23 protein-coding genes and 1 tRNA gene are annotated in these 16,052 nt (G+C 57.9%); 9 read left to right on the top strand and 15 right to left on the bottom strand.

From position 1 onward, the window contains the following. Positions 1-19 precede the first annotated feature (19 nt). The 3 genes from AC2CGW_RS21650 to AC2CGW_RS21640 all read right to left on the bottom strand — a co-directional run bounded on the left by AC2CGW_RS21650 (position 20) and on the right by AC2CGW_RS21640 (position 2,373). Complete coding sequence (locus tag AC2CGW_RS21650; protein WP_484574575.1) at positions 20-1,087, bottom strand: phosphotransferase family protein; 1,068 nt, start codon at positions 1,085-1,087, stop codon at positions 20-22. 201 nt (positions 1,088-1,288) lie between these two features. Continuing rightward, a complete protein-coding gene (locus AC2CGW_RS21645) occupies positions 1,289-1,606 on the bottom strand; it encodes an SCP2 sterol-binding domain-containing protein (protein ID WP_027920549.1) in 318 nt (105 codons plus the stop codon). A 53-nt stretch (positions 1,607-1,659) separates the two neighbouring features. Continuing rightward, positions 1,660-2,373, bottom strand: a complete 714-nt coding sequence (locus AC2CGW_RS21640) for a histidine phosphatase family protein (protein WP_186668893.1) — start codon at positions 2,371-2,373, stop codon at positions 1,660-1,662. A gap of 199 nt (positions 2,374-2,572) precedes the next feature. Here AC2CGW_RS21640 and sohB point away from each other — a divergent pair, with 199 nt between their 5' ends. After that, positions 2,573-3,598: a protease SohB gene (sohB, locus tag AC2CGW_RS21635; protein ID WP_484574574.1), complete on the top strand. Its 1,026-nt coding sequence runs from the start codon at positions 2,573-2,575 to the stop codon at positions 3,596-3,598. A gap of 145 nt (positions 3,599-3,743) precedes the next feature. Further along, positions 3,744-3,817 (top strand) — tRNA-Cys (locus AC2CGW_RS21630). 102 nt (positions 3,818-3,919) lie between these two features. Here AC2CGW_RS21630 and AC2CGW_RS21625 read toward each other — a convergent pair. The 8 genes from AC2CGW_RS21625 to AC2CGW_RS21590 all read right to left on the bottom strand — a co-directional run bounded on the left by AC2CGW_RS21625 (position 3,920) and on the right by AC2CGW_RS21590 (position 7,991). After that, the gene (locus AC2CGW_RS21625) at positions 3,920-4,984 is read right to left on the bottom strand and encodes a site-specific integrase (RefSeq protein WP_186722277.1); all 1,065 of its coding nucleotides are present in this window, start codon (positions 4,982-4,984) and stop codon (positions 3,920-3,922) included. A 3-nt stretch (positions 4,985-4,987) separates the two neighbouring features. Further along, positions 4,988-5,224 carry a DUF4224 domain-containing protein gene (locus AC2CGW_RS21620; RefSeq protein ID WP_484574573.1) on the bottom strand — a complete coding sequence of 79 codons (237 nt, stop codon included), beginning with the start codon at positions 5,222-5,224 and terminating at the stop codon, positions 4,988-4,990. Between the two features lie 39 nt (positions 5,225-5,263). Further along, positions 5,264-5,578 (bottom strand): hypothetical protein, encoded by a 315-nt coding sequence (locus AC2CGW_RS21615; RefSeq protein ID WP_186722275.1) that lies wholly within the window; start codon positions 5,576-5,578, stop codon positions 5,264-5,266. Between the two features lie 416 nt (positions 5,579-5,994). Next, positions 5,995-6,249 (bottom strand): hypothetical protein, encoded by a 255-nt coding sequence (locus AC2CGW_RS21610; RefSeq protein WP_186722273.1) that lies wholly within the window; start codon positions 6,247-6,249, stop codon positions 5,995-5,997. Further along, positions 6,246-6,608 (bottom strand): phage protein NinX family protein, encoded by a 363-nt coding sequence (locus AC2CGW_RS21605; protein ID WP_186722271.1) that lies wholly within the window; start codon positions 6,606-6,608, stop codon positions 6,246-6,248. The genes AC2CGW_RS21610 and AC2CGW_RS21605 overlap by 4 nt, the downstream gene beginning before the upstream one ends. Beyond that, on the bottom strand, positions 6,605-6,922 hold the full coding sequence (locus AC2CGW_RS21600; RefSeq protein ID WP_186722268.1) for a DUF551 domain-containing protein: 318 nt from the start codon (positions 6,920-6,922) through the stop codon (positions 6,605-6,607). The genes AC2CGW_RS21605 and AC2CGW_RS21600 overlap by 4 nt, the downstream gene beginning before the upstream one ends. Beyond that, complete coding sequence (locus tag AC2CGW_RS21595; protein WP_186722266.1) at positions 6,919-7,251, bottom strand: hypothetical protein; 333 nt, start codon at positions 7,249-7,251, stop codon at positions 6,919-6,921. The genes AC2CGW_RS21600 and AC2CGW_RS21595 overlap by 4 nt, the downstream gene beginning before the upstream one ends. Then, positions 7,248-7,991 carry a hypothetical protein gene (locus AC2CGW_RS21590; RefSeq protein WP_484574572.1) on the bottom strand — a complete coding sequence of 248 codons (744 nt, stop codon included), beginning with the start codon at positions 7,989-7,991 and terminating at the stop codon, positions 7,248-7,250. Before AC2CGW_RS21590 ends, AC2CGW_RS21595 begins: the two co-directional genes overlap by 4 nt. A gap of 100 nt (positions 7,992-8,091) precedes the next feature. On the opposite strand from AC2CGW_RS21590, the gene AC2CGW_RS21585 reads away from it, so the two are divergent. Both AC2CGW_RS21585 and AC2CGW_RS21580 read left to right on the top strand, forming a co-directional pair. Continuing rightward, positions 8,092-8,334 (top strand): hypothetical protein, encoded by a 243-nt coding sequence (locus AC2CGW_RS21585; protein WP_186722264.1) that lies wholly within the window; start codon positions 8,092-8,094, stop codon positions 8,332-8,334. A gap of 80 nt (positions 8,335-8,414) precedes the next feature. After that, positions 8,415-9,083 (top strand): hypothetical protein, encoded by a 669-nt coding sequence (locus AC2CGW_RS21580; protein WP_484574571.1) that lies wholly within the window; start codon positions 8,415-8,417, stop codon positions 9,081-9,083. A gap of 253 nt (positions 9,084-9,336) precedes the next feature. Here the strand turns inward: AC2CGW_RS21580 and AC2CGW_RS21575 are convergent, their stop codons facing one another. Then, the gene (locus tag AC2CGW_RS21575; protein ID WP_484574570.1) at positions 9,337-10,218 is read right to left on the bottom strand and encodes an adenine nucleotide alpha hydrolase family protein; all 882 of its coding nucleotides are present in this window, start codon (positions 10,216-10,218) and stop codon (positions 9,337-9,339) included. A 174-nt stretch (positions 10,219-10,392) separates the two neighbouring features. On the opposite strand from AC2CGW_RS21575, the gene AC2CGW_RS21570 reads away from it, so the two are divergent. From AC2CGW_RS21570 to AC2CGW_RS21560, 3 genes are all read left to right on the top strand, one after another. After that, positions 10,393-11,001, top strand: coding sequence for a hypothetical protein (locus AC2CGW_RS21570; RefSeq protein WP_186722260.1), 609 nt, complete (start codon positions 10,393-10,395; stop codon positions 10,999-11,001). Positions 11,002-11,243: 242 nt separating this feature from the next. Continuing rightward, a complete protein-coding gene (locus tag AC2CGW_RS21565; protein ID WP_186722258.1) occupies positions 11,244-12,080 on the top strand; it encodes a hypothetical protein in 837 nt (278 codons plus the stop codon). 112 nt (positions 12,081-12,192) lie between these two features. Next, complete coding sequence (locus AC2CGW_RS21560) at positions 12,193-12,450, top strand: hypothetical protein (protein ID WP_186722256.1); 258 nt, start codon at positions 12,193-12,195, stop codon at positions 12,448-12,450. Here the strand turns inward: AC2CGW_RS21560 and AC2CGW_RS21555 are convergent. From AC2CGW_RS21555 to ssb, 3 genes are read right to left on the bottom strand one after another with little or no spacing between them, the layout of a single operon-like run. Next, the gene (locus tag AC2CGW_RS21555; RefSeq protein ID WP_186722254.1) at positions 12,447-12,962 is read right to left on the bottom strand and encodes a hypothetical protein; all 516 of its coding nucleotides are present in this window, start codon (positions 12,960-12,962) and stop codon (positions 12,447-12,449) included. The two genes, AC2CGW_RS21560 and AC2CGW_RS21555, sit on opposite strands and share 4 nt — an antisense overlap. 41 nt (positions 12,963-13,003) lie before the next feature. Further along, on the bottom strand, positions 13,004-13,198 hold the full coding sequence (locus AC2CGW_RS21550; protein ID WP_186720886.1) for a hypothetical protein: 195 nt from the start codon (positions 13,196-13,198) through the stop codon (positions 13,004-13,006). A gap of 2 nt (positions 13,199-13,200) precedes the next feature. Continuing rightward, positions 13,201-13,692, bottom strand: a complete 492-nt coding sequence (gene ssb / locus AC2CGW_RS21545) for a single-stranded DNA-binding protein (protein WP_186722252.1) — start codon at positions 13,690-13,692, stop codon at positions 13,201-13,203. A 73-nt stretch (positions 13,693-13,765) separates the two neighbouring features. Between ssb and AC2CGW_RS21540 the strand changes: the two genes are divergently transcribed. Beyond that, a complete protein-coding gene (locus AC2CGW_RS21540) occupies positions 13,766-14,179 on the top strand; it encodes a phage tail terminator-like protein (protein WP_186722250.1) in 414 nt (137 codons plus the stop codon). A 217-nt stretch (positions 14,180-14,396) separates the two neighbouring features. After that, positions 14,397-15,020, top strand: a complete 624-nt coding sequence (locus AC2CGW_RS21535; protein ID WP_186722248.1) for a hypothetical protein — start codon at positions 14,397-14,399, stop codon at positions 15,018-15,020. Positions 15,021-16,052 lie beyond the last annotated feature (1,032 nt).

Below are 16,052 nucleotides of genomic sequence, written 5' to 3'. Positions count from 1 at the left end.
ATTTCCTTGTTGTCGCCGGTTACAGGGTGGATTTGCCGATCAGTTGCAGGCTCATCTGCTCCAGCAGCCGGTTCATGTGGATGAACTGGGCGAAGCGCTTGTCCTGCGTCTGGCCGTGGAAGAAGCGGTAGTAGATCTGCTGCACGATCCCGGCCAGGCGGAACAGGCCGTAGCAGTAGTAGAAGTCGAAGTTGTCGATGCGAATGCCGGCTCGCTCGGCGTAGTAGTCGACGAACTGGCGGCGAGTCAGCATGCCCGGGGCATTGCTCGGCTGGCGGCGCATCAGTTGCACCGGTGCCGGGTCGTCGGCCTCGATCCAGTAGGCCAGGCTGTTGCCCAGGTCCATCAGCGGGTCACCGATGGTCGCCATCTCCCAGTCCAGTACGCCGATGATGCGCATGGGGTTGCTGGCATCGAGGATGACGTTGTCGAAGCGGTAGTCGTTGTGCACGATGCCCGGGCGCGGGTGGTCGGCGGGCATCTTCTCGCGCAGCCAGGCGATCACCTGTTCCCAGCGCGGCGCATCCGGGGTCAGGGCTTTTTCGTAGCGGCTCGACCAACCTTCGATCTGGCGCTGCACGTAGCCTTCGGGCTTGCCCAGGTCAGCCAGGCCGCAGGCGTTGTAGTCGACCTGGTGCAGTTCCACCAGACGGTCGATGAAGCTCTTGCACAGCGCCTCGGTGCGGCCGGCGTCGAGGTTCAGTTCGGGCGGCAGGTCCGAGCGCAGGATGATGCCCTCGACCCGCTCCATCACGTAGAACTCACCGCCGATCAGCGATTCGTCGGTGCAGTGCACATAGGCCTTGGGGCAGAACGGGAAACCGTCGTTGAGCTGGTTGAGGATGCGGAACTCGCGGCCCATGTCATGGGCCGACTTGGCCTTGTGCCCGAAGGGCGGGCGACGCAGCACGAACTCGCGTTCGGGATAGGCGACCAGGTACGTGAGGTTGGAGGCGCCGCCGGGGAACTGGCTGATGCTCGGAGTGCCTGCGAGGCCCGGGATATGCGCCTTGAGGTAAGGGTCGATGATGGCTGCATCGAGTTCTTCGCCGGGGCGGACCTGGGTGGACTGGTCGGTGAGCGTCATGCGTTTTCCTTATTCTCGGTCGCAAGGATCATTGGCTAATCTAATGGCCAACCTGGGTTGGGACAAGCGTGCCAGACGTCATATCGACGCGGGTGTTGCCGGTCGATCACTGCCCCTGATGAATGGCGGATGCAGGCTGCGGGCAAAAAAAAACCGAAGCCGGTCAGGCCTCGGTTTTCTTCATGCGCGTGTTCGCATCACTCAGGACGGGAACAGCTCGCTCAGCTTCATCGACAGCATCATGTCGCCTTCGACGCGCAGCTTGCCGCCCATGAAGGCCTGCATGCCATCGGTCTCGCCACTGACGATGCCTTTGAGGGTTTCGCTGTCCAGAACCAGGGTGCAGTTGGCGTCAGGGTTCTCGCCTTCCTGGATCTCGCAGGTGCCGTCCTTGACGAGCAGGGCGTAGTGCTTGTCTTCGTCGGTGATGTTGAAGCCGAACACCAGGTCCAGGCCGGCGGCGGCGGCAGGGTTGAACTTGGCTTTCATCGCTTCGACTGCTTTAGCTACGTCGCTCATGGTGTATTCCTTGTTGGGTGAAAGTCGCGTGCACGGGGCACAACAGGCCGGGCTCATCGATAGGTGAGAAGCTCCGGCATCCGCAACAGCTGCACGTGGGCCTGGCTGTTGAAGGAGGTCAATGCCACGTCGCGGCCACGGAACTTCAGTTGGCTGAGCGACGTGTTGATGATCTGCCAGTTCAGCGCGAACGCCTGGGCTGGGGTGATTCCGGTGACCTGGTGGAGCAGGGCGGCGATGCTGCCGCCGGAGGTGAAGATGGCAATGTTGTCGCGGCTTGACGCTTGCGCCAGCACGCGTTGCAGGCCGGCACCAACGCGCGCGGTGAACGCGGCCCAGGTCTCCAGGCCATCGTGAGCCTCGTGCTCGCCGTCATGCCAGCGCTGCACCATCAGCGCGAACAGGCGCTGGAACTCGCTGCGATTCTGCGCAGCATTGCGCAGCACGTGCAGCGCCTCGGGCTCGTGCGGCAGCAGGGCAGGAAGCAGGGCGCGGATCACACCGTCGGCATCGAACTCGTTGAAGGCTGCGTCGGTCTCTATGGCCGGGATCGCGTAGCCAGCAGCGGCCATTGCGTCGAGTGTCAGTCGTGCGGTGTCCTGCTGGCGCCGCAGGTCGCCGGCCAGGCAGCGGTCCAGGCGCATGTCCAGTTGGGCCAGGTGCTCCCCCAATGCCTGACTCTGGCGCACACCCAGCGGCGACAGGACATCGTAGTCGTCGGCGCCGAAGGAGGCTTGGCCATGTCGGATCAGGTAGATATTGCCCACTGGAATGTCCGGCCGGGATGGAGGTTGCTGCGAGGTTAGGATGCGCCAGAGAGGCTGTCAATGAAAAAACATACAAGCGTTTGAAAAGGTTGTTTGAACTGTGTTGCCAGCATTTTCCCATGCTGGCAGCCGCCCAGGCGCACCGGTATGCTTGCATCAGTTACGCGTCGTGCAGGCGCAGGTCTATTAAGGAGTCAATGTGGAGTTTCTTGCCGAATACGCAAGCTTTCTCGCCAAAACCGCCACTGTGGTGATCGCCATCCTGGTCATCCTTTCCGGCATCGCCAACCTGCGTGGCAAGGGTCGACGCAAGCCCGGCGGGCAATTGCAGGTCACCCGCCTCAACACCTTCTACAAGGAGCTGCGCGAGCGCCTGGAAGCTGGCCTGCTCGACAAGGCCGAACTCAAGGCCTTGCGCAAGCAGCAGGCCAAGACGGAAAAACAGAAGAAGAAAGGCAAGGCCAAGCCCGAGGAAAAGGGCCGGGTCTTCGTGCTGGACTTCGACGGCGACATCAAAGCCTCCGCCACCGAGGGCCTGCGCAACGAAATCACCGCGCTGCTCACCCTCGCCACCCCACGTGACGAAGTGGTGCTGCGCCTCGAGAGCGGTGGCGGGCTGGTGCACAGCTACGGCCTGGCCGCCTCGCAGTTGGCGCGTATCCGCCAGGCCGGCATTCCGCTGACCGTGTGCATCGACAAGGTCGCGGCCAGCGGCGGCTACATGATGGCCTGTATCGGCGAGAAGATCGTCAGTGCGCCGTTCGCTGTGCTTGGCTCGATCGGCGTGGTCGCGCAGTTGCCCAACGTCAACCGCCTGCTGAAAAAGCACGACGTTGACTTCGAAGTCTTCACGGCCGGCGAATACAAGCGCACCGTGACCGTATTTGGCGAGAACACCGAGAAAGGCCGGGAGAAGTTTCAGGAAGACCTGGATATCACCCACCAGCTGTTCAAGGACTTCGTCGCCCGCTACCGTCCGCAACTGCACATCGACGAAGTCGCCACCGGTGAAGTGTGGCTGGGCATTGCCGCACTCAACCGCAAGCTGGTGGACGAGCTGCGCACCAGTGACGAGTACCTGAGTGATCGCGCCAATGACGCCAATCTGTTCCACGTCCGCTATGCCGAGCGTAAATCCCTGCAGGAGCGCATTGGCGTGGCCGCCAGCGGTGCCGTGGAGAACACTTTGGTAGGGCTCTGGAGCAAGCTTGGCCGCTTGCGCTAACACCTTGAACCCCTTGAAGATTTTTTTCTTCAAGGGGGTTGCAAGGTGAGGGGAATGCCGACATAATGGCGTCCATCGAAACGCAGCTCACTTGAAAAAGTCGAGCAGTTTCAAGGAGATAGCGAAAGCTGACTCCGAACTTTGAGGCCGAGTAGCAAAGTGGTTATGCTCCGGATTGCAAATCCGTCTACGCCGGTTCGATTCCGACCTCGGCCTCCACCATTCGAAAGCCCCGCAGATTAACGTCTGCGGGGTTTTTCTTTGGGCGCAGAAAATCCGGATCGTTTCCGCATATTTAGGCGTCGTTTCCGCATCACCCCTCTACTTGGTCGGGCTGACCACCTCGCCGACGCGGCGATAAACGCGCTTGGTGATTTCCTCCTTGGAGTGCCCAAGCAGCCGACTGGCGTGGCTGATGTCCTCAATCTCCGACGCCGCCTTCGGTCGGATATCGCGGAACTGGAACTGCCGAACTTTGATGGCCAGGTCTGTATTTCCATCGGCAATCAGCTTGCGCGCAGCCCTGTCCCGCGCTTCGCTGAAGCGGTTCCTCAGCATTTCCCAGCTCATGCGCAGGCCTGAGTCGTTGGTGATGAGGCGTGAGTTGCGCACACCCTGCAGCTTTCGCCGCTCCAGAAGCGCCTCGATGAACAGGCCAAGGCCGGTGAGCTCACCGTTGACGTGCCGCCGGATGCGCAGCTTCTTGTCGGTCTTGTTCTGATCGACCCACAGGTAGTCCTCGTCCAAGTCGACGGTGCTGAACTTCAGGGTGTCTGCTGGGCGCTGCCCTGCCAGGTAGGCCAGGTCCATGGCATCTTTGAGGCCCTGGTCGCCTTCGGCATACACCGCATCCCAGATTTCGTCGGCCGCGTAGAAGTCGCGCACCTTCTCCTTGTTGCGGCGAACTGCCAGGCATGGGTTGCGCTCTGCAAATCCCCATTCCATAGCCATGGTGAAGACATGGGATAGAAGGGCGATCTCCCGGTTTGCCCGGGTCTTCGCGCTGCGGGCGTCCCGGTACTGGGCGATGACAGGCGGGCTGATCGCCTCAATGGGGGCGTCAGTGAACGCCTTGCGCAGGCGCTCCAGCTCGTACTTGTTGTCCTTTTGCGTGCGTGGGGACTTGCCCGGGATGATGTCCCGCTCGTAACGGTCAAACAGCTCGCCCATCGTCGCCATCACTTTCGGCTTCGCCCTATGCTCCAGGCGGGCCCATTCCAACTTGGCCTCAGCTAGGTCAGTCCCCAGCGGTACTTCCTGCCGCTTCCCTTCAGCATCCCTCCCGTCGTAGTAGTAGCCAACCCACAGCTTGCCGCTTTTCAGCTTGCGGACCCGCCGCAGCATTCTGGGCGGCAGGTCCTTGTTCGATGCCTTCCTGTTGCGCATCCTTTACCCCACGCGCGATAAGTCCAATGTCCAGGTTTCAGTTGTTGCATTCGTCGCGTTTGGCTTCACACCGGCCATCTTGAGCCTGGCGTATACCCGTCCGACAATGGGCCGCCTGGCTCGGGTGAGCGTGTACTGCCAGCCGTTGTTGGCCAGCCAGGCGATTTGTTTGCTCGGGATCTGGTAGCCGGTGATGCGGATCACCTCTTCCTCGTCGAGAAACTCGCCTGCATGTTCCATGGGATGGTCTCCACGCCGCCGGTGGCGGCAGGTTTGTGGTCAGTCGCAGCTGCTGGAGCTGGATCCGCTGTCGCTGGAACTGCTGCTGTCGCTCGACGAAAAGCTGCTGCCGCTGTCGTAGCTGCTGTAGTCCCGGCTGGTACACGAACTGCTCGAGCGAGCCGGTTCGTAGCTGTCCGCCAGATGTATGGGATGCATAGGGCTGACTGGGCTCATGGGGTTGAGCGGGTCGAGCATCGGATCTTGCCGGCCAGATGCGGGGCTGTGGCCGCGGGCATACCCGGTCGGGGCGAGCGCGGCGCGTTGCGCTGGCTTCTTCTTGCGCTTTAACAGGCGGGCCAAGAAATTGAACATGAGTCTCTCCATGCCCGCAGTCGGCGGGCTTGAGTAGTTGGGGGAGGGGTTAGGCTGCCTGCTTGCGCTTGGGAGGGGTCGGTGGATAGCCGAAATGCCTCCGGACGCGGCCGGTGTATCCGCATTCTCGGCAGCCGGCCGACTGATGGGCGTTGTAGCCATAGCTGCAGCTTGAGCAGTCGCAGCTGCAGCCTGAGCACTCCATCGAGAAAACCCCAATCACCTCGACTTCGCCTTCTCTGCTGATGGAGTAGTTGTAGCGACGATCCAGGCGGAACCCGGTGATCTTTTCGGCCTCCTCGTAGGTGGGCGGAACTACGCGGAATCCCCACTTGGCAGCGGGGTCATCGACAGTGCGGGTTAGCTTTCTCATCGCGGCCCCCGATAGATCAGGCAGGCCATGTAGGCGAGGTCGATCATAGAAGGTGTCCTCCGGCTTCGAGCAGGCTGTCGCGGTCCTCTCGCAGACGATTGAGCTCCTTGCGCAGCGCTGCAGTTTCAGCGATGAGAGCCAGCACCGCCGCCGGTGTCGCCTGAGTGGCGAACTCCAGCCAGGCCACTTCTGCAGGGCTGTAGCTTCGGTCTTCGGTCCACGCTTGGCAGGGAATGTACTCGCCGGCTGCAATGCACGCCTCGGCCAGGGTTTTCAGGTTTGGCAGGTGTTCGCTCATGGCATCAGCTCCGTCGGCACCTGGACGAACTCGCCCAGCTTGTGGCGCACGAATCCTCGGCAGAACGCGACCAGGGCGGTGGGGCCGTAGCACCAGATCCCGGCACAAGCCGGACCACCGCTGTAGGAGACGTCAACGGTAAGCGCTGGATTGTGCTGGGCGCCACCACGATACTTGTCCAGCAGCGGGCCTCCCTGGCTCCAGTTCCAGCTTGGCCTCCAGGCGCTGGTGTCATCTGGCAACTTTCGCACCCATCCTTGGTGATCGATGAAGACCGGCACCGATTCAGCCTTTGCCACAGCCCAGTCGAGCGCCGCCCCGGCCAGGCTGGATACCCTCACTTCGATCAGGTCGGTCATTGCTCAACTCCAGGAGCCTCAGGCAGGGGCTGCCAATGGGTGACCTCATCACCGGAGCCTGGCGAAACAAGAGGCTCCCAGTACTGCTCGAAGTCGGCGTGGGTTTCGAGCGAATGCCAGCCACTAAATGGCGTGCCGTCCTCGGGATCGTCCGGTTCGGGGTCTTCCCTGTGGAGCAGCTTTTCGTTCAGCCACTCGGCAGCGAAGACGTAGGTCTTGCCGTTGTGCGCTCGCTTGACCGCGACAATGAAGGTCGTGTCGGTGTCTGCGTCCGTCGCGGGCAGCCTGTCGCTGCACTTGATCCATTCGCTCACAGCTGATACCTCTCATCAATCCAGCGCCCCTGGGCGCGTGCGGGTGTAGGTCCGTTGTCTTCTTGCTCGTGCGGGGAGAGCTGGCGCTGGTTGCCGGCGTTCTCGCGGAACAGCTTGCGGCAGGCCTCGGACTTGCCGAGATCGTTGATCAGGCACTTCTCCGGTTCAGGCGGAGCCAGCATCCAGTTGGGCAGGCAGGCCATGCCGCTGTCGGACTGCCAGCAGGTGACGGCGCGCGTCTTGTCTTCCTTTACTTCCAGGTGGCCTGGTTGCTCGATGCAGCCGCCCAGGGTAGCCAGCAGCAGGAGGCAGATGGCGAGGCGGGTCATGGCTTGGCCCCAGCGATGGCGGCGATGAGCACGTCTTCTTTCGTGATGGTGTGGGTGGCCATCTTCTCGATAGTGAAGAAGTTGGGCTGGCAGAACTTTCGGGCCCAAGCCTGCAGCGGCTCCAGCGCCTGCCCGAGAGCTGCTGTCGCCTCGTCGTCGAGGTCAGGATAGTTGTCGACCCATTCCCCCGCGTCGCTTCCGGCGGCCGCCTCGAACATGTGGTTGAGCAGGTCATCAGCATCGGGGAGGAACCCGGCAGGGTCGGCCTTGCAGACGGTGCCAGTGTGTACGGTGTCACCCACTTTGAGGCCGTTACCCCGGCCTGGGCCGAAGCTTGTGCCATCCGCCTCGCTGCCGAAGTTGTCGCGGATTAGAGCGGTAAGGTTCGGGTAGTCCCACGATCCGTCATCGCCATTCACTGACCAGGCTTCCTCGGCCTTCCGCCTCGCCCAGCTGACGCAAGGGCCATCCTCTGTATCGAAGATCCCGAGCAGGAACCATTCAGGCCCGGGGCATTCAGGCTCCCAGCCTAGGCAGTGGCACTCGCCGTCGTCATAGGGGTGGTGATCGCTGATATCCGAGTCCATGTGCCACTGCTTCAGTTCCAAGCCCTGCTGCACGAGCCAGGCGTTGAAGGCGGCATAGTCTTCGTCAAAGTCAGGCTCGTCGGGGTGACTCCACCAGCCGTCTTGATCGCGCTCGACGGCCACACGTTGGATCAGCTTGATTTCTTCAGGCATGACGATTCCTTGGCCGCCATATCGCGGCAGTGAATAGAGGGGAGAGGGGTTACAGCTGGAGTGTTTCCGGGTACGTTCAGCCTTTTCAGGAGGACACCCGGTGATAGTTCATGGAATTGAGTACGCTTTTTGCCGAGCCTCAAGCGTCACCGAAGGGCACGATGGTTTGGGCCTTGAGTGCTCGCGCGGCGACCAAATCATCTTCGAGATTTTCCGAAACGATGAGACGCTCAAGTTTGAAGTGACGCTATTCGAACGTGATGTCCCTTTGGAGCTGCTCGAGTACGCCGTGCCTGCCGCTCGCGAGCTGCTCGGTGACTTCATGCCCTACGTTCCGGGGTGATCGGTGTTGCTGGATCGGTTTTCTGTGGGCATGGGATACCTCGTCGCGTATGATGCGACCAGTTAAAGGAAGGGACGAAAATGTTAAACGACTACGGGAAAAGTCTATTCAAGCCCTGGTGTTCCGTGCAAAACGTGGTGCTATTTCTGGCTTTCCTATTCGTCACAGGATTAGCAATAAGAACTTATGGACTAAATAGCTCTGAGATAGCCAGTTGGGTGCAAGCATTCGGCTCTATTTTAGCAATCATCGTTGCCGCATATTTCCCTATCCTGCATTCTAAGAAAGCGCTAGAAAGCAGGCAGAAATCGCTTGCAGAGATACTTCGAGTTTTATCTGATGATGCAGTTGAATCGCTTCATTTGTTGAGCGGAGCATTTTATTGCCCTGTACGCGAAAGACGAGAAATGATGCGGTACGAAACTTTTCATCGTAACCGTGATTGGCAGGCCTTGATTGACCAGCTGTCACAAATACCCGTTGCCGAGCTAACTCCCCAGTTAGCTAAAGACCTCAGTTATCTCAAGGATGCCGTCGGCTTCGGGGCCCATGTAGCATCGAAGATACCTGAATGGATGAAATCAGGTGGGCACTCCGAACCTGATGTTGTCCGTGTGCTACGGGCCAAGCGCGATCTTGTCGGACTAATAAGATCTCGTCTGCCGGTTCCGCAGGGGGTCAAGTCACCGGACGTTACTCCAGGGCAAATGAGGTCGCAAGTGTACGAAACGAATAAACCCCCCACTTGAGCCGATTGCATTCGATGACGCTGAAATTTACAGAAGGTACTACTGGAAGGACTTCCGGTCAGCGATGCCTGATCGTGTTTATATTCATGGGATTTATCCATATTTTAATAATTTCGGACCAAGTCTACTTGAGCTTCCGCCTATGAGTGGAGGCTTTAAGGAAATCGAAGAGTACGTCTGCTCTTATTGTCGTGTGCTTCATGAGGAGCATTTAGAGTCTGAGCTAATACGTATTTCAGAGGACGCGCTCTGATTAATCGCCGCAGAAGCAGTCGATGTCTTCGGCCTGGTAATCGAAGTCGAAGTCGGTTTGTCTTGCGCGCTGATCTGCTGACCAGGCCAATGCTCGGTAGTTGGGGCGATCTTGTCGGAACACCTGGCCAAAACGTTCTTCGGTGCCAGACCACCAGATCACCCTGGATGGGTCTTCTTGGATGGTCCTGATCAGCTTCGCCTCGTTCTTCTTCCAGCACAGGTCGCAATTGCCGTAGTCCGAATCCATGCCCAGGTCGAAAGGCTGGTCGGCCCAGAAAGCTGCTACGTCATCCTTGATGATACCGGCGACGTAGGATGGGCACACGTTGTCCCAGCGTGCATTGCCTCGCTCATTGGCTGTCATCATCCGGCTGTAGCGGCGGGGCTCGTCGTAGCGGATGCCGACGATGCAATCCCACTCGTCATAGCCCAAGGCCCGCATGTGCTTCTCGCCGATCTTCACCTTCAGGTATGCGGTGCACATGTTGTTGCTGAAGTTCGGCAGCACGGCCGGCAAGTTCTTTTCTACCTTTCGGTAGGCCTGGCAATACTCGAGCATCATCGTGAACGGTTCGCCGTTGCGGCTGGCCGTCTCGAAGTCGACGATCTTGTACCAGGGTGCGTCGTCCGGCTGGCCGTACACCCGGCACCACTCCATCCAGACGATGTTGACGCCCCAGTGCTTGGCCATGGCGTCGATGAAGACCAGCGTCTCCTCGCGCTCCTTGCCGGTGTTTTGAAAGAACGCGTGCACATCTGCCGGTAGCTTGCCGCCGTGGGCCTCCAGAATTTTCCAGAGCATGTGTCCGCTAGTGCGGCCACCACTGACACCGATCTGCGCGGGCCCAGTGATCTGATAGGGGTTCATGGCAATCTCCATTGCAGACGCCGCTCTCGCCGGGGTGGCGTGTTTCGTTGAAGTGGGATTTGGGTATCGGGGGGGGGGGGGGGGCAGCCCAGCGGGTTCAGGCGACTGTCAGCTTCGAGGCTGCTGCAGCTGGTCAATAAATGATGGCTATTTGCTGTATCATCCTACGCAAAAAAAGGGGGCGCTATGGAATTGTTTGAAAAATTCGAGTTGAGCACGCAAGGGATTAGTTATGACGGGAACCGCCTAAGTAACGACAATAAATATCAGGCTAGTGTCGGTTCAAAGGCGGAGCCTTTGTATATTCATACGGATTCCGATACTGATTGGGCTGGTCTTTCACCATCAATTGCTGGTGTGGTTGTTGCACTTATTGCTGCATGGTTAACTATGAGGGTTCAGAAGACTCAAATTAAAGCAAATTTGAGTAACTTTCGAAGTCAGTGGATGACTGATTTGAGGGTGTGTGCGTCTGAATACTTAATAGTAATGCTTGATATGGCTGTAAAGACGCAAAAGGATCCGAATTTTCGCACCTCGAAAGCGCACTATGAAGGGTATCTAAAGCTAATGGCTTTGGGGGCGAAGTTCGATTTGCTGTTAACGGGTGAGGAAGAGGATTCCAAAATTTTAAGAAATACGGAAAATGAGACTTCAAAAATAATTTTGGCTATGAATTCTGGTGATGACGCGCAGCCGGCAATTAAAAGTATCAATAATTTTAAAGATTTGCTCAGAATCAAGCTTCATGACACTTGGTGTGAGATTAAAAAAGATGTTGGTGAAATTACTTAGGAAGGATCATTGGATCCGGATTAACGTGCCGAAGTCGACTCGGTGTGCCCGTTCTGGTCTATCCAGAGCCGATCTTCTGGCACCACGGCGGGATATAGTAGACCTTCGTTCGCGGTGATGTTACCGAAAGTCTTCAACGTTCTCTCCAGGGCAGGCGCCGCCCTCGCCGGGTAGGCGGTAAATTAGGCGTAGGTCAAGAGGCGGTGACGGTGCCGCCGAAGGTTTAGGAGGAGCATTTGGAGATGGTCAGCAAGATCGATAGAAATGGGGTTTGCGAGTTATGCCTTGAACATGGCGAGTTGCAGGATAGCCATTTGCTGCCCAAATCGGCATATAAATATGCGGCGTCTCAGGACCCACAATATGGGCGCTCACCCGTGAAAATTGACGTCGGAGCTGGCTCCGCAAACTTCGGTGATACGCAGATCAGGATCCATCTGCTATGTCTAGCGTGCGAACAAAGGCTAAGCAGACTAGGAGAAACCCCTGTCTCCCGCCTCTGGAACAAGCACGGCGTATTTCCACTTCGTGATCAGCTCTTGGCAACTCAACCGGTTGCCAGTGACGAGCGTATATCCATTTTCAGTCCCGGCTCGCTCGCACCCTCTGACCTGTTTGCTCTCGAGTTCACGGCTTTCAGCATCTTCTGGAGGGCACATGTGTGGAGATGGGCTAGGGGAGGTGATCCTTATCGTAAAGCGCTTGGCGCTGAATACTCGGAAAAGATCCGTAGTTATCTACTCGGAGGCGATCGGCCGTTGGGTGCTTTCTTTTTTATCGAGGTGGACTCAGGCGATCTGGGTGGCATGTTCAGCCTGCCTGTATCTAAGAAAGTACAAGGCGGAAGGGCGCATATATTCAATTTGCTGGGTATTCGCTTCACCCTTCTTCTTGGGCGACATATCGGGAAAAACTTGATAACCGCGCATACGCTCATGGGGGCAAGTACCGTGCTGACGTTGGAAGACTTTAGTAAAGGCCGGTACTTTCTTGACCTAGCGAAGGTCGTCCAAACCAAGGTCACCGCTCGGGGCCGTCTCGCAGGACTGGAGGCCAGGGAGGATCTAGAGCCTTCCTGATTGATACCTCCATGCACGCGCTGCGCGCGGTCGCTGTCTGCGGCATGGTGGCAATTTGGTTTGGGATGGGGTATTACGGGTGACCGGCATGGGACCGGGTCAAGGAGCGTGTATGCAGCTTGGAATCGATCGTCCTCGTGCGAAGTTCATCACTATCAAAGGTGGGAAGGGTGACGGAAAGCAAGTGCTTGCTCATCCTGTGTGGGGAGAGCCGAAAGATCCAATCCCGGTTGCCATGAAAGTCTTCGTCAATACGGATTCGGGCGAAAAATGGATTGACGATATCAAGGGACCCTTCGATAGCCTGGAACAGGCAGAGAGCATGGCCGTTGAGAGCGCAGCGGATTGGTATGAACGCGGCAACGGTTAAAAGGCTGGACTGATGACCTCGTCGCCCGGATCCTGCTGAATCATAAGCATGCTCTTCATATCGAAGGCCAGGGCCAAGCGCGGCGATATGCTGATTTCATGACGCGGCGGGGTGAGAAACTTCGCCGCGTGCAGTCGGCCTAGGGCGTGAATGCCGTGGATCAGTGCCTCGATCATCTGGCTGTAGGTGGCGTCAGCCCACCCGCATATCGCTCGCAGGTGCTGCCCGGTTCGCTTCCTGGCTGACAGCCGCAGCGACTCAGTCCGCGCCACAACTCGGTGACCTTCGATTTCGTGGCGCGCAATCCTGAACAGCGCGTGATGCCCGAGCGCCTCGACGTGATGAATCATCAGCATCATCGCCTCGCCCTGTTCCTCGATCCCGGCCCACTCCATCAGCTCCAGCAGGGCCTGCTTAGTCCCTGGTCGAACCTTCAAGCGCAGGTCTTCTTCCTGCAGGCGCTCGGCCTTGGCGCGGCGCTTCTCGTCGCGGTCCTTCTGAGACATCGCCATACGGCACCTCCTTCAATCCGCTGGGCGGTAGGTTGAACTGCTCACGCCGCCTTGTTCTTTGCAGCGCGCTTCGGATTTTTCTGTTCAATTTCCATGTCCATGTCGTTCCAGCCGGCAAGGAACCATGAGCCGTGGAACGTGTGAGAAGCGAATGGGTTGGCCAGTTTGCCGCCTCCGTTGCGGCGACATTCCCGGCCAAGGTAGTAGACGCTGGGATGCTCGCCGCAATCGCTCATGGCTATGCACCTAGCAGGTGGTGGAGTGGGGCGAACGGGATATCGTCGTCGAAGCTTTCGTAGTCCGGGCCATTGCCGCCCTGTTGGTTCTGCTGCTGGGCGGGCGGCCGCTGCTGAGCGCGCTGTTGCTGGCGTGGCTGCTGTGCCTGCTGGCTGCTCTGCGATTGCTGCGGCGGGCTGCCGGCGAACTTGATGATGATCACCCGGCCAGTGAGCTTCACCCCCTGCGTCTGATCGGACTTGGTGAAAACCTCGACGTGTGCGTCGTCGATGGTGAAGTGAACCTGTTGGCCTTTGACCAGGTACTGGGCCATGGACTCGGCCTGCTTGCCCCAGAGCGTGGCATCCACCCACTGCGTGGGGCGCTTGCCATCCTGCCCCTTGCGGCCGTAGTCGCAGGCGATTGCCAAGTTGCACACGGGGTCGCCGTTCGGGGTGTAGCGCAGTTCTGCGTCGCGGCCAATGCGGCCGATATGGCCACTCAACTCAGGCACCGAATGGCATGGTCCGGGTGACCCTGGCCAAATTCCAAGCGATCGTCGATCAAGCCATCAGGAACAACCAGGTATGAGCCAGGCACTCGCCCGACAGGTCATCGAGATCAAGCTGATGGCCTGGGCCACGGCGCGCCCGATCCGGGTCGCGAACTTCGAGCAAGGATTCGAGGCCGGGGCTGACGAAACGTATCTGCAGGCGTTCCAATTGCCGGCGGGAACCACGTGCCGCTACTTGGGCGGCGATGCCTACGAGTACTCTGGCGTTTACCAAGTGAGCATCGTCTGCCCGGCTGGCCAGCCACTGGCTACCGCCGAGAGCCTGGTCGATGAGCTTTCGAGCCTCTTCCGCGTGGACTCGGAACTCAGCCGCAACGGCTTCGAGGGCCTGGTCACCGAACCGGTTGGACAGGGCCCAGCCATCACCGAGTCGGCGACCTACACGGTCCCGGCCAGCTTCACCTACCGCGGCGTAGCTGACTCATAAGTTCTCTCCCGCGCAAGGGAGTAGCAAGGAGCCAAGCGATTTCCGGGATTTTGGGTCTCAAGCTCGCCTGCAAAGGCGCGCCTTAGTAGCACGTTAAGTGTTTTCTATTTCTGGTATCTAAGGCAACATGCCGCTGAGCTCGGCACCGTACCATAAGGCCGTCTCTTTAAAACTAAATACACTGGGTCGGACCAGTTAAGCGAATAAGGACCTTTAGATGTTGGTAAGGATGTTTTTGCTCTTGAGTTTTATGGTGCTTGGTGCTTGCGCGAGCAATTTAAATTTAATTCAGCGTGCGGACGAAACTAAGCCTCTCGATCCTAATAAGGCTGTAATTGTCGGCTTTGTTTCCGAAGCTTTCCTCACGCAGCCCCATGGGCTTAAAGTTATGCTGAAATATCAAGACCCTAATAAAGATGCGGTGGATACCCGTATATCTCTTGATACGCTAGGGCGGAAAAATGAAGTCACTGGCGACGACATACTAAAGAGTAATGTGCTGGGAAATAGCTTTGTATACGAAGTGCCTGCAGGCACATATGAGTTGACGCACTGGTACTACACCTATTATGACGGTCTGAGTGTGAAGCAAAACAAGAAACTTGAGTTCACCGTAAAGCCTGGTGAGGTAGCATATATTGGCAGTTTTCACGCTAACTCGCTATTTATGTGTCTCTACGGAAAAGATGATTACTCAAACGCGATTGCGGTTGTTAAGAAAGCGCACCCGTTCTTGGCGAATGCGGTCATTTCCAATCGCTCACAAACAATGACATTCCCAGGCTGGCCTAATGTAAACGCTGAGGACGTCCTGCAAAAAGGATTGTGCAACATCCAGTAGCCCAATGCCTTCCGGGGTGATACCACTGCAAGACCCTATTTATCCATCAAGCCCGCCGCGTGCGGGCTTTTTCGTTTCTACCCAAGAGGAAAACACCATGGCCGCACGCTTCAGCCACACAAGCGACATGGGTTCTGGTTTTACGCTGCGGTCTTGAAAAGCGCTGATCAGGCTCGAAAATCAATTCCGCAACTCCTGGTATGCCCCTTGATTTTAAAGGGCTGCAACGTTGTTAAAAAAGCTTCTATGCGGAACTGAAAGGCTGGTAAGCTACTGAAATTCAAGGAAATGCAGGGCGGATTGCAAATCCGTCTACGCCGGTTCGATTCCGACCTCGGCCTCCACCATTCGAAAGCCCCGCAGATTAACGTCTGCGGGGTTTTTCTTTATGGGCCCAAAAAGCCAAGAGTTCCGAAACAAAAGGCATGGGGCATGCGCTACAGCGGACCCGCAACAGAAGGCCATATCGCGGCAGTTGAAAAAGTTTGTGAGAGAGGGAGATTGCGTCAGACCATGACTGCTGCCATGGCGTGGGGGCGGCAGCGCGCCCTGGACTGGATCACCGAGAGCTTTTCGCCTGCGCCTACCGGCCTTGAAGTTAAACCCTCTGGACGCAGGCCTTCACGTACTTCCAGATAAGGATGCTGGAAAACGGAACGCTCTTGAAAAGCCATCGGTCGTATCTGCATCGGAGGCGCATTTGAGGCGCACAATTGGAGAAAATGATGAGCCTTCAGTCCATAAGCCATAACCTGTACGAGCACACCTACCTTGGGTATCAGGCATCTATCTACGTGCTGTGGGAGGCTAGCCTTGATTTTCCCACTGGGATGCTGGTTGAAGTAGGGAGACCAGGCACTACGGCGCGCACCATGCGTGTGAATCGCCCATTCTCCTCCCCGTTTGAAGCAGTTATCGAAGGAAAGGTAATGGTCGAACAGTACGTGCAGAGTCAGAACGGCTGAGCATGATTGACGCGCACAGCTTTCAGGCCGCTGCTTTGGGCCGAACCGCATTCAGGTAAAAGCCGTT

Source organism: Pseudomonas sp. SYWMCR5 (assembly GCF_057197165.1).
This window is presented reverse-complemented; position numbering and strand designations above follow the sequence as displayed.